A 13,771-nucleotide genomic window follows, 5' to 3' on the forward strand; every position below is an offset into this window, starting at 1 on the left:
CTAACACCTTCATTTTCCATTTAAAATATTAGTACAAAATACCAATTGTACAAATCAACCATATAAATATTTCCATTTTAGTTGAGTAAATATCAAGTAAAATTGAATTAAATGAAGCAGTACCAAACCGAAAAAATCAACATCAAAAAGCCATAATCTGCAAAAGCTATTTTTAAATTGCAAAATCATCACTTTCTACTCCTAAAAATCAATTATCCTTTAACTGATGTACATGGACAATACAATTTTTTTAAATGAGTTTACCACTTCCAGTTTAAAACAAATACTGATTAATTTTTGACTATTATTTTAAAAAACTGTAATTTGCAAGAGAGACAAACTCCATTTTATGATAAACATTTGCAAAAAATTATTGTAATTTGATGATCTTAAATAATAATGATGCATATGAAGACCAGATTTAAAATAGAACCCCATGAATTTAAAGGTCCATTCGACATTGAACTTACCATTGGAAGCGGCCAGACCTCCCAGCCTGCATGGGAGAAGAAAGGCAAATACTTTCAAGGATTAATATTTGTAGAAAATAACGCTTGCCTTGTAAAAATAGCCCATACGCCCAACACTGATGATCCAATTGATATAATAGCTGAATCCAAAGAAGAAATAGAAAAAGAACAGATTAAAGCTAAAATAATGGAAATTTTTGGTTTAAATGATGATCTCCCTAAGTTATATGATTTTTTAAGAAATGACCCCAAACTAGAACCTACAATCGATTTCTGTGAAGGTTTAAGACTATTTAAAGCTAATAACTTATTTGAATCAGTTGTATGCTCCATAACATCTGCCCATAACTCCATAAAGCAGTGGAACAAAGCTATAAATCTATTAAAGGAAAAATTTGGAGATGAATACAAATTCTCATCAGGTACATTCTACTCTTTTCCTAGCCCTCAAATACTTGCAAATGCCCCGGAACATGAGTTTGATGAAGAAGAATGCAGCCCAGAATTACTTAAAACACGGGCTTCATGGAAAGACCTTAGAAGCTGCCGCGTAGGCTACAGGTCAAAATACATAATTAAGGCATCTGAAATGGTTCAAAACGAAATAGATCTGCAGAAAATTAGCAAAATGGACTATGAAACTGCTTTTGATACAATACTCAAGATTCCTGGAGTGGGGCCCAAAGTAGGGGACTGTATCCTCCTTTACGGTTATGGATTTGGAAAAGCCTTCCCAGTGGATATATGGATAAGTAGAATCGTTTCCAGTCTTTACTTTGATGGGAAGAACGTTACAAACCCTAAAATGAGAAAATTTGGTATAGAAAGGTTTGGAAATTATGCAGGATATACACAGCTGTATTTATTCCACTATGCGCGGAAATCCGGGCTTATGAAGACCTTGAAGAAATAATTAGAAGATAATTTATCACCATATTGAATAATATCAAAATGATGAGTTAAATAAATTTATTTAGCTAAAACAAGCTTTAAATAATCAGACCACAAAAAGCGTGAAACATTACTTTGAAAGGTTGAAATGTCAATGAGTGATTTGTATGGGCGAGCTTTCAGATGCACTGGATGAATTCAGTGAAATTTCAAGGGAATTCCATGCAAGAATACAAAAAATTTTAAGGGATAAGTACTGCTGGAAATGTCCAATGAGGTCTACAAGTAAAAATACTTTTTGTAATGAGTTAGATGCATGGATTAGACTTACAGGTGCCTTTGAAAGAGGAGTTCAGGATAATATGCTCAATAATGTTGCATATGATGAACTAGAGATTATAACCTCAAGATACTTATTTAAACTCTTAAAAAAGCATAAAAGACACTTAAAATGTAATAAAACAACTATTTTAAAATTAAAGGAAGATGTTGATCCATTTGCTTTAAAAGAGGATCTACTTTTTATTGAAGAAAATCCAGAATCAGTTAAAACTAATGATCTGATTTTATGGCCTCAAATTTGCCCAGTTTCATTTTACTGGTTTTCAAAAGCTAAAATACTGGGCATTATTCCGTTTAAAATCCTAAAAGTAGAAAAATCATTTCAAAAAGAAGGACATAAGTTTGTTCAAGTAGAAAACAGCTTAGAAATTCCATTAGAATATATAACAGGGAAACTAATTAAAATTATAAGTAAAAACGATCCAGTATATTCAAAACTAGATTTATAACCGACTAAAATAAGTAGGGAACTCCAAATGAAAGTTGAAGAAAACTTTAAAACTCAGGATAAATCCCGTAAAAACCCAAAATTTATAATTGGCGTTATTGATTCATATATTCATAGTGGAGATAAAAATCACATTCCAGATATTTTAAATGGTTCTTTTTCTCTTAAAGAAATTTCAGATACTATCTTAAAAGAGGCAACCAGATTAACTGAAAGTAAATACTGTTATGTAGCCTATGTAGATCCCAAAAATAAGGATAGTGTAGGAATTTCATTCACTAAAATGACGCCCGAATGCGATATGTACGAAAAAATAGGAGAATCGCGGTTTCCTGTGAGAAAAGATGGTACCTACGGCGGACTTCTGGGATATTCACTGGATACAGGGGAATCATTTTATACTCAAGATGTTACTGGCCATGAAGCTGCTCATGGGATTCCAAAGGGACATGTTCCTGTAAAACAGTTTTTATCTGTTCCTGTATTTTCAAAAGACAGAATTACCGGCCAAATTGTCATTGGTAACCCTAAAAGAGATTATACAGATAAAAACCTGAAAATAATTGAAAAAATAGCTGATTTTTATGGTCTAGTTCTTGAAAACTTGTTTTAAATAAAAAAATAAAATAAATAATTATATTTATCTTAAGGCTTCAGGCGGGTTTCTTCTTTTCAAAATAACTGCTGCGATGTATCCAAGTCCTAAAGTTATTAGAACACCTACAATCAATGCCACTATTCCACCGTAAGGATTATCTTCACCTAAAAATGGTATAGTATAATCTGGCATTGGTGCCTCATAAATTCCTGACTCTTCAGTGGTAGATACGTCCTCTGCAGTCTTTTCAAGTCCATCAGGATTGCTTGAAGCTATAAATGGTGCTAAAACAGCAATTATTATGCAGATTACTAATCCTCCCAGGACTAATTTTTTGTCTTTAGGGCTCATTTTGCTGCAGCCTCCATAGATTCAGATTTAGTTTCTTCAACATTCTTTTTTCTGTTCCAAGCGAGTAAATCTGGCCTTACACTTTCCAGTCCCATAATTACTACCACTGTTAGAACTGCTTCAATGATTCCGATTAATGCATGGTATAATCCCATCATTTCAAGTCCAGGTACAAGTGGGAACGTTCCAGCAAGCCACATTTCTACTGCAACTGCTTCAGATGCTAAGAAAATAGATAACCATGATGCTACGCCTATAGCTGCTATTTTTCCTATTGATTTTCTAAGGGCTTTAAATGTGAAAAGTCCTACAAATCCTCCTATAATTCCCATGTTAAGTACGTTAGCACCTATTGTAGTTATTCCACCGTCTCCGAAGAATAAAGCCTGAACAAGTAGTACTAATGTAAATATTATAACTGCTGCTTCGGGAGCACAGAATACAAGTGCGACTAATGCTCCTCCCACCATATGTCCACTCGTTCCAAATGCTATAGGAATGTTCATGGACATTATGGCAAATATACCTGCAGCTAAAACTGCCATTAACGGAACTGATTTTTCATCAAGGTTCTTTCTGGCCCATTTTTGTGAGAAGTACAATGCCACAATAAGAATAACAAAATAAATGGCACACTGCCACAAAGGTATAAATCCATTTGGTATATGCATATTTTTATCCTCCCTTTACTTTATAAGGATCATTTTTAAGTTAATGGAGTATTACCAAACCTGATTTCAGAGGATAAAAGTTAATACTCCATTTTAAAGCTCTATGACCCTTAAACTCTCCGTCTATGCCTTTTAATTTTTAATCATATAAAGCTTTCCATCAGTATTACAAAAACCATTATTTCATCATTAAATGTAATAAAAAAGTATTACATCAGTTCTATTTTTAATGGAAAATGTAATAACACACTATTTCAGACAAAAAAAACTAATAAACGACAATTTCTGATCGTTCTATAAATAGTATACTAAGCCCTAAAACTCAGCTTAACCTATCTTAAAAAAAATAGATGAAAAAATATAAAAAAAGTAACCGTCAACCCTCAACCATAATCAATTTACCGCTGCTAGGATCCTTATATACCGTTCCCATTTGCACATAACCTTTTCCTTGTCCAGATTGGCTTTGTGGTGTGTTGTTGAGTTGTTTACCCTGTTGAATTTCAGCAGCTTTCTTCATGGCTTCCATGGTCTGTTTTTTCTCTTCTGAAGTTGAATCACTGAAAACAACACTCTGCATATTCCATGATAATACCAGAAATATAAGGAATCCAACGGCCAATACGAGCATTGCATCTACTAAATTAGATGTGCCTGCCATTGGATCTTCTTCTTGAGTGTTAAGTAATCTGCGCCGGTTTTTTCGAAGCATTTTCTAAGACCTCCAGAACAGATTCTGCCAGTGTTTCAAGGGTCGAAAGGTTATCTTCGTACCACCGCCTTCTAACTTTAGAAATGACGTATGCAACACCTCCAGCAGCTATACCAACAACAGTAGTGTCAAAAGCAATTATTATTGCCTGTGCAAGAGTATTTATGTCTCCAGAACCTAAAGCTGCTAAACCAGGACCCATTGGTATTAATGTACCCATAAGTCCAAGGGTTGGGCCAAGCCGTGTTACGATATCTGTTTTCTCGAGACTTTTAGCTATTTTATATTCTTCATTTTCAATTAACTTCCTTGCAAGGGATTCCCTTGATTTTAAACCTATATCATCAGACTCTACAATACTCACCAGTATTTCCTTATGATTTTCAGATAAATTACTCTTTTCAACCACTTCCAGTACATGTTCTGGGGTGCCGGGGTTTGACATGTCTTTTATAAGTTTTTTAACGTCCCCAACTTCAAATTTAACCCTGCTTGAATATTCAGAGAGTAAACCTCCAAAACTAATTATTGCATAGACCATAAAGGCCAGTAAACCTATAATAACAGGTATAAGAAGGCTCTGGGATATAACGTGTAAAGCTGCACTTAATGCTTCACTTCCAGGAATTGTCGCCATTAAATCACCTCATTTATTTTTGTATTAGAATGCTTCTCTTTTTTGTCAGGTAAAATCCTGCAAATACAAGTACTACAACAAGTAGTACTGCATAAATCAATGTTTCTGCAGATGGAACAGTTAACGGGCTCATTTGAGATTGAAGAACTGTACTTATATTTGGAATAACTATAGCAGAAGCTAAAAAGTAAAGGCCAACAAAAAGCATAAAATTACCCAACAAAACAGGGTAAGGCTTCTTCAAAACCCTTACTATTGCACCAGATGCAAAATAAAAGGCAAGTATAGTTATACTAAGGAAAACAGCCGCATATTGCCCAACAAATACTGTAGAAACTCCTATAAATGGAGAAGCCAGTACTATAGCTGCTATAACCGCCCCAAAACAACATGGACACGGTGCAATCATTGCAGCACATGATGCCTTAGCATGATTTTTACGATGCACTTTCCATTCCCTAATGGTGTGAAAACCTGCATACATAATTATAACTGACATAGCTAAAAATATAGCGAAATTATAATCATACACGACCTTATAAACAATATCAGTATGTCCTGAAACTAAAAATGCTAATATGAATATTCCAAGACCGTAACCAGCAGATACTCCCACTGCAGCTTTTTTAGAAAGCCCAGCAAATCCAGATGCAAGCCCGATCTTAATACCGAACACTAAAATTGCAGATAATATTCCCATTTGCCATAATAACTCTAACATGATAATCAACCCAATTTTTATAGTTTAGTTCAATATAATACTTTCTATTTTACTTTTATTATTACATAGGGCCATTATTTCACCAAAAATGTAATACAATTTATCTAAAATTATTACTTAAATCAGTTATTTCACCAATTAGTAATAATTAAATAGAAATTATTACGTTCTATCTTTAAATATACCTATTTTTATTACACAACCAAACCAGATACTTTTCATGACTTTTATCCCTACTTAAATAAAAAAATAGGGAAATTTTAGTTTTTAGACCGTTTTAACAGGTTCAAAATATCTGATTTGAAGTAGCCAGCACCAAGTAAACACAAAATTGATATTACACCAATTATAGCCATTACAGGGACACCTGAAGATCCTGACGCACCACTAGAAGCTGCTGTAGATACTTCATAGGCATTGTTACTGCCAGAAGCTACTGAAGCGCTGCTACTGCTGCTTGAAGCACTTTTAGTTGCAGCCGTAACCGCTGCAGCTCCAACACTGCCCACGCCGCTTCCAGAAGAACCAACACTGCCGCTGCCTTTACCAGTATCAGATTGGCCTTTACCCGAATTTTGTGAATTTTCCCCATTAGAGTTCTCACTTAAAACCTGACCAGTAGCCTTATACATCATATCCGCGAACTGTTTAAGCTGGGCCGTACTCAAAGAGGAACTCATCATCAGGAAATTGCTGAAGTCAATATTAGCACACGTGTGGTGGCAGCAGGTAACACCGTACGAAGTAGACTTTATATAAGTATCAACCAAGTCGGTAATAGTTTTCGAGTCTGCATTCCACAGACCTTTACGATATGCCGTAATAAGCCATCCGGCCATACTCTGGAAAGAAAATGCTTTATAATCTGCGTTAACACTGAATGCAGAACTCAGCAAAGTATTGGCCAGTTGATTCCATGTAGAATCGCTGACGAGTTTTCCGCCATTTGTATCTTTATTGATCAGATCAAATGCAGCTAAATTTTCAATCCTTGCAGAATATTCCAGCCAACCGCTTGCTCCCTGGTTCAAAAGAGCATTCACGTATTTTGGGTTTAATAACGTAGATCTAATCTCCAAATTTATCTCTTCAGAAAGGCTCCTTGTTATGATATCGTTTTTGTTACGGATATCAACAATAGATGTATCTGGATTTGCACCTAAATATTGAGATGCTAGAGTTACTCCTCCAAGCCAATCATAATAATCGCTTGAATCTAATAATCCCCATGTACTGTCAATATTTTGGGTTATTAAGTCTGTATTCTTTAATAAATACTCAAAGGTATCTCTATTACTGGACACGACAATATTACCATTTTTATCAACAGTCCATGCATTAGATATTCTTGACAGGTATATCTCTGCTAGTTCTTTGGTAACATCAGCACTATGCTCCCATTTACCCGTGTTTGGAAGGTAATCAGATACTCCTGTCCCTTCAAGAACCGCTCCAGGTAAACCAAATATACGATCCAAAGAGGGGTTTTGTGCATAATGTTTTTTAACATAGTTATCTTTTGTACTTTCATTTGTAGCATTAACCAGTGCCACTGCACCGGTCATGAGTTTTAACCAGTTTACATTACTTGTAACTGCTGTTGCAAAAACATCTATGCGCGGCCTGTGGATTACAGTACCATTACTAAGAGTTATAGTTAATTCAGATAGTTTCATTAGTTTAATACCAGTTACTGTGCCGCTGGCATCCCATACTGGCTCAACACCTAAATAATATAAAAATTGAGCAATAGCGACACCTTCAGTACGCAGCAGTTCAGTACCCCACATAACAATAGCTATAGTATCAGGGAATTTTTTATGTTCCTCATAATACTCAACTATTTGCTTATTAACAATATTTTTAGCAGATTCCCATGCTGCTTCACTCGGCATTTTAGTAGAATCAACAGAGTACATACTGGTACCTGTAGGTAAACTATCGCAGTAAGATGGATCCCCTGCCAAACCCGGCACGATATAACCCCCACTTAAAGCTGTTATAATAGATTCTATTTCAGTATTGTTTGATAATTCTGAAATTGTTTCCACACAAAACTCTAAATTAGCATATAAATCACTCTGCTTGCTGATACCATTCTTTGCCGCTAGATTAGCTAAAGAAACCCCATTAACCAGTTGAGTTATATAATAGGTCAATTTGCTTTTAATAGTAGTTACTTTCTCATCATATGCAGTATTGTGGGTCATAGTGTAATAATCTACACTTAATGACGGATACAATAATTTTTTGATGTTATCCATGACCTTCGTTCTCGACGAAGCTATCGTAACTGTTTCCTGAATTAAATCATCGCCAGTGAGTCCTTTACCTAAAATATGTAAGCCTAATGTGATAAGATTATTTTGAAGTTCATCTAAATAACCATCAAGGCTATTAACCCATGTTTCAAAACTTTCACCCGTTTTCGGACCATCCAATCCTAAGTCATTAACAGCCACGTTTTTAATTTTAATTTGATACTGTGTCACCAGATCAGTAGCATTTACTTTAAGTGCATTTTTATAAGCAGTGATATAATTCTGCAGGGTGACATAATCCCCATATAATTCTGAAGAAACTGTAGCTGGAGTCATATGACTTATAACAAGAGCAAATGCCCTGTCTTTAGCAACCATACCTTCACCCGGATCAGAAGTTATAAAAGGATATATGTCTGGTATTGTGGATAATTGAAAAGTCCAGTCATCTGCCTGCACTCCAATAGATCTACCCGGCAACCACTCCAGTGTTCCATGGGTTCCAAAGTTTATCATTACGTCTGCTTTGAATACTTCACTTAACCATTTATAAAATGCAACATACTGCTGATGAGGTGGAAGCGTTGCACTGTGATAATCTTCAGCTGTTTCCAGTTCTTCCCATCCCCTACTTGGTTGAACTGTGATAAACACGTTACCGCAAACAATACCTGGAATAACAAGGTACTTGTTATCATAAACCATGACTTTACCAATACCAGAGCCCCATTCAGCAACTAATTGATCTTGCAGCGTTTCAGGTAATTCATTGAACCATTTTATGTATTGGGTAAGATTTACAAGCTGTTTATTTGCAGTAAGATTTGCATAGTTGTCTTCAACATACTCATTAAGAAGTCCCTGAGCCCAGGTACCTTTATTACCAAATGAGGCGATTATGGTATAAAGTTTCGTAGCAGAAGGAATTTCACTTCTTTTCATACCAATATTGTATCCCTCATCATACATCGCTACCAATAAATCATGGAGGCTCTGGAAAACATCCAGATAAGAAGCACCGATATTAGATTTCCCCGGAGGGTAATCATAAAGAACGATAGCAACTTTTTTATCTTTATTGGCCTTTTCTTTAAGATTTGCCCACCCATTGGTCAGTTGAACAACTTTATCTATACCTTCCTGTACAGGTATTTCATTACCATTAGAATCAATATAAGATACAGGCACAGCTCCAAAAACGCCTTCAAACTCTGGAATAGTCACTGCATAGGTCCATTCGGCTTGAGGTCCATATGCACTTGTGTAACTATAGTTACTGATACCATTAACAGCCTTGATAATTTCAATGTTCATCTCTGCAAAGTCATCAATGGCACCTCCATCAGCCATATTAGCATAATCCATTGACCAGCTGTACAGTGAAGTTACACAGACAACACCCCTTGATAATGGGCCAGTGCCATTTACACCGACGGTTAGTTCATTTAACAGTTGACTAATTGAAGGTGTAAGTGCAGACTGGAATAAATTAAATACGGCCCTGCCTTGAGCTTCATAAGTTTTGATCATTTTATCTACAAGGGCTCCTCCAGGGTTGTAACTGGCAATAATTATAAATGAACCCTTTATTTTTGATTTAGACGAATTATACCATTTTTCAAACGCTGCATAAATCTCTTTATTGGTGTTATGTTTCGCTTGCCATGTTTTCAATTCATTGGTCATCCAGTTTAAACTCCCAGATTTATCACTATTATAGCCCGGATCTGCCTTGATCCATTCATTTATCTCTTTTTGGGTGGGAGATGATCCAAAAATTCCATAATCTGGATGATATATTCCCCATGTAGGGTTAGATAAAAGTGGGGTTCTGCCCTCTATTTTAGTAGGATTTACGCTGGTTTCTCCCATTAAATAGAAGATATAATCCAGCATGTTCTGCATGTTTTCTTTAACTATGCTACTATCATTTACAGCTTCTGCCTGCCAGTAAGAACCAATATACGTGTTTTCAAGTGTGTTATAAGTGTTGTTTTTATCGGTCCCACCTAAAAAATTCCAGCTGCCTATATACTTTGATATGAAGTTTGCATCATAAATCCCAAATACATATGCAATCCTGTGATTCTGGTTGGCGGGGCTATCTGCAATTACATCTGCAGGTATAGCAAAGTTGTAACTGTACATATCCACCATGATAAAATTGGTATATTTCAACATCCACCACTTAGAATCATCTTTACTGTAGCTTTCAATAGTGTAAACCCTGCAGCTTAAGTTTTGAAGTGTCTGCATCTTATTAAGCTGGCCATCAGTACTGGAAGTACCAGAATAACTGATAACAGCTATATCTGGAACAAATGTATGGTTGACAGTTAGGGGCGTTGTAGTGAGAGTTATACTTTTAGTAAAGCTTTTATAAGTTTTATACAGTATTTCTACAATGTAACTCCCCTTAGTCAGATTACTAAAAGTATAAGTTCCAGAATTACCTGTAACTACAGTTTTAATTATCTTTTTATTACTCTGATTTCTTAAATTTACTGTCGCGTTAGAAACAGGTACCGCATCATTATACTCTCCAGCATACTCCTTTTTTGATTTATCATATGCATCGCGGACAGTTCCGCTGATATTCAATTTGGAAACGGTACTTTGAGATGTGGAATAGGCACTGTAAATTCCACTACTTAACGTGCTGTTATTTGTTGTATTCAAAGACTGATTACCTGTAATATTATCTGCAGATACAGTCCCGCAAAGAGCGAAAGAAAACAAAAGTACAGCCATTAAAAGCAAAATTTTCATGCCCTGTTTTTTGATATTTTTGATAGTAACACTTCCTACTTTTGAAGTTTAAATTGTACTTCAAAAAAGAAAATAAGGTTTTTATTTTCCTGTTTTGAACTTAAAAGTATATGCTTTAGCTAGTTTATTGCCGGCACTGTCTTTTACAGCATATGCTGGGATATAAACCTGGTACCAGGTGTAAGAAGATTTTTTGCTGGTAGTTTTAAGGTACAAAATGTTTCCCTTAATTACTTTGCTAACTGCAACTTTTTTCCCAGTTTTAAGGTTCTTAATATACACTTTAGACCAATTCACACCCGCTTTAACGCTTTCACTGAACTTAACCGCAATAGTACCTGTTCTAGAAACCTTCCCCGCCTTATTTTTAGGACTGGTTAAACTAACCTTAGGCGCAGCCTTATCGATAACATACTTAACAGTGTACACCGGTGACTTATTACCTGCCTTATCCACCGCAAAAAACTTCAAAGTATGCGTTGAAGCCATATTAATCGGCTTAGTGTACCTTGCATTTGAAGTGGTTGGCGTTTTACCATTCAAAGTATAATAAATACTTCCAGACTCACTCATCTTCAAAATAACACTCTTACTAACGTTATACGTTCCCGCCTTAACACTAGCACTAGCTTTAGGAGCAGTCTTATCAATAACATACTTAACAGTGTACACTGGAGACTTATTACCTGCCTTATCCACCGCCAAAAACTTCAAAGTACAAGTAGAACCAACACTAAAAGAACCAGCATACTTAGTACTGCCAGTAGTAGGAGTACTACCATCCAAAGTATAATAAATACTTCCAGACTCACTCATTGAAAGAGCAACACTCTTACTAACATTATACGTTCCACCTGGAACATTAACACTCGCCGTAGGAACCTTAGTGTCAACAATATAAGTTTTTGTAACTACATCCGAAACTTCACCATCCAAATTAACAGCAATAAACTTCAAAACAGTTATCCCTTCCTTACTAACGCTTATTGACCCAGTATACAAAGTACTGCCCACAGTCGGAACACTACCATCCAAAGTATAATAAATTCTAGGATTAGGATCATTATTATCTACAGCAGTTAAATGCACAGTTATCCCCTTATTAAAAGAGCCACTCCCAACATCCGCCGAAGGCAACAGTTTACCAGAATTACCAGTAACCACATCACCAGAAGCAGAAGCCACAGCATCATTACCCCTTTTGCCATTTGAATTCATATAGTTACCCTTAATGGTGGTACTGGTGCCGCCAGTTGAGTCTATGGCATAGGTGCTGGTGGTGATTATTTCATTATCGTTTATGGTAGTGTTGGTGGGGCATTTGCTTGAGGACTGTTTTTTTAACAGGACCCCCGTACTATTTGAGTTTATGATATTCCGGGAGATATTAATGCCACTGGTTCCACCGTATATGTAAATACTTTCTTTACTTGTATCAGCTGTTGTGATTTTATTTTCTGTGATGTTACTGTTTCCTGTTACGTAAATTCCATATCCCCCGTAGAACATGTTGACAATGTTATCAGTTACTGTACAGTTGGAGCCTGTTGTGATGCCGCTGTTGCTTTGATTGGTATAATCAGCAGTTTTATCATCTTTATAACCATATATAGTGTTTCCCGATATTATAGAGTCACCCGATGCGAAAATACCGCAATACGTCGCGTAAATAGTGTTTCCAGTTATGGTATTACCCCCAGATTCAGATGAGATGCCCCGGTAGGCTCCTTTACCATAGGTTCCTGCCGTTAAGTTGGAAACTGTGATGGTGTTGTTCCTTGCTATATTGTAGGACCCCATCATCTGGATAGCATAACACCAGGAGGTGTCCACGCCTATGCAGGTGTTGTCTGTGATGTTGTTATAGTAGCATAATCCACCGCCAGAACCATATATGGATAGGTAAATGCAGTTAGAAACGCGGGATATGATGTAATTATTTTTGATGTTGTTGTAGTTGCTGTTTCCCAGGATGATTGGTGAGTGTGTCCATCCAACTGTTGTTTCGAATTCTGACAAATTATTTTCCAGGATATTATTGCAGTTGGATCCTGTTAATGCAATACCATGACCTGAAGATCCATCACACTGGATGGTGTTCCCTTTTATTGTGTTGTTCTGCGTATCCTTAAGGAATATTCCCATCACTCCATCTCGAGTATTGTTAATCCTTAAACCAGTTACATTCGAACCTGAACCACCTGACAGAATGTTGATGGTTCCATTGATGATCTTCCCCGTTTTACTACTGCTGGTTATATTCAAAGGACGGTCAATATACATGTTCTTATCATAGATAGTACCATACACGTCTAAAACATCACCCGCCTTAATATTCGCACCTTTAATGTACCCCGATTCATTGAAATAGTTACTATATGAATCAGCACTAATGTTATAAACATTAGCCGCGCTGGTAACATTGATACTGGCAAAGGATAACAACAGTATAACAGTTACCATGACCATTTTTACTTCCTTTCTCATTTTCTCCCTCCTTTAAAAGTTTTCTTTAAATTTAATTTGTAAAAATTCAATGCCTATTATCCAATAGAAATGGATAGTATGCGCCCCTTACCAAACAAATTTAAAACCCCTTTCATCAATCATTAATTAAATCAAGTGAATTATATTTTAAGCTTCTTAAATTATGGCATTTGAGAATCAGTAAAAATAAAAAGACTAAATTAATCAATCCATTTATTCTACATCTTTTAAAGTTATACTGCCCTGTAAAAAGTTCTTTACCATCCCGTTTACAATGTGGCATAAAAATTATTGCTGGAAAATACTGCTTTAGGAATATTATCAACCTGAACTGTCCCACCAAACAGTATTACGCATCTTTTTAGAATATTCAGCCGTAAAATGTCAGGAGTTGCCATGACCATAGAAACCAT

Annotated in this window: 11 protein-coding genes; 3 read left to right on the forward strand and 8 right to left on the reverse strand. The window is 35.8% G+C overall.

Annotated features, from left to right (window positions below; all coding sequences use genetic code 11):
- Positions 1-408 precede the first annotated feature (408 nt).
- The 3 genes from ASJ80_RS05605 (at position 409) to ASJ80_RS05615 (ending at position 2,764) form a co-directional block, all read left to right on the forward strand.
- Positions 409-1,383 (forward strand): DNA-3-methyladenine glycosylase family protein, encoded by a 975-nt coding sequence (locus ASJ80_RS05605; protein ID WP_069581977.1) that lies wholly within the window; start codon positions 409-411, stop codon positions 1,381-1,383.
- A gap of 145 nt (positions 1,384-1,528) precedes the next feature.
- Entirely contained in the window at positions 1,529-2,152 is a 624-nt protein-coding gene (locus tag ASJ80_RS05610) for a hypothetical protein (protein ID WP_069581981.1), read from the forward strand.
- 27 nt (positions 2,153-2,179) lie between these two features.
- Positions 2,180-2,764 carry a GAF domain-containing protein gene (locus ASJ80_RS05615; RefSeq protein WP_083240830.1) on the forward strand — a complete coding sequence of 195 codons (585 nt, stop codon included), beginning with the start codon at positions 2,180-2,182 and terminating at the stop codon, positions 2,762-2,764.
- A gap of 27 nt (positions 2,765-2,791) precedes the next feature.
- Here ASJ80_RS05615 and ASJ80_RS05620 read toward each other — a convergent pair whose 3' ends face one another.
- From ASJ80_RS05620 to ASJ80_RS17640, 8 genes are all read right to left on the reverse strand, one after another.
- Positions 2,792-3,100 (reverse strand): PDGLE domain-containing protein, encoded by a 309-nt coding sequence (locus tag ASJ80_RS05620; protein WP_069581984.1) that lies wholly within the window; start codon positions 3,098-3,100, stop codon positions 2,792-2,794.
- Positions 3,097-3,771: a cobalt transporter CbiM gene (gene cbiM, locus ASJ80_RS05625; RefSeq protein WP_048082283.1), complete on the reverse strand. Its 675-nt coding sequence runs from the start codon at positions 3,769-3,771 to the stop codon at positions 3,097-3,099. Before cbiM ends, ASJ80_RS05620 begins: the two co-directional genes overlap by 4 nt.
- A gap of 376 nt (positions 3,772-4,147) precedes the next feature.
- Positions 4,148-4,483: a DUF2149 domain-containing protein gene (locus ASJ80_RS05630; protein WP_069581989.1), complete on the reverse strand. Its 336-nt coding sequence runs from the start codon at positions 4,481-4,483 to the stop codon at positions 4,148-4,150.
- Positions 4,452-5,120, reverse strand: coding sequence for a MotA/TolQ/ExbB proton channel family protein (locus tag ASJ80_RS05635; RefSeq protein ID WP_069581992.1), 669 nt, complete (start codon positions 5,118-5,120; stop codon positions 4,452-4,454). The genes ASJ80_RS05630 and ASJ80_RS05635 overlap by 32 nt, the downstream gene beginning before the upstream one ends.
- Before the next feature lie 13 nt (positions 5,121-5,133).
- The gene (locus ASJ80_RS05640; protein WP_069581996.1) at positions 5,134-5,841 is read right to left on the reverse strand and encodes a DUF2162 domain-containing protein; all 708 of its coding nucleotides are present in this window, start codon (positions 5,839-5,841) and stop codon (positions 5,134-5,136) included.
- Between the two features lie 260 nt (positions 5,842-6,101).
- Positions 6,102-10,871, reverse strand: coding sequence for a cobaltochelatase subunit CobN (locus ASJ80_RS05645; protein WP_083240831.1), 4,770 nt, complete (start codon positions 10,869-10,871; stop codon positions 6,102-6,104).
- Between the two features lie 81 nt (positions 10,872-10,952).
- A complete protein-coding gene (locus tag ASJ80_RS05650) occupies positions 10,953-13,358 on the reverse strand; it encodes a chitobiase/beta-hexosaminidase C-terminal domain-containing protein (RefSeq protein ID WP_069581999.1) in 2,406 nt (801 codons plus the stop codon).
- Positions 13,359-13,627: 269 nt separating this feature from the next.
- Complete coding sequence (locus tag ASJ80_RS17640) at positions 13,628-13,762, reverse strand: hypothetical protein (protein WP_269221330.1); 135 nt, start codon at positions 13,760-13,762, stop codon at positions 13,628-13,630.
- Positions 13,763-13,771 lie beyond the last annotated feature (9 nt).

Origin of the sequence: Methanobacterium bryantii, from assembly GCF_002287175.1 — an archaeon.
GTDB classification, from domain to species: domain Archaea; phylum Methanobacteriota; class Methanobacteria; order Methanobacteriales; family Methanobacteriaceae; genus Methanobacterium_D; species Methanobacterium_D bryantii.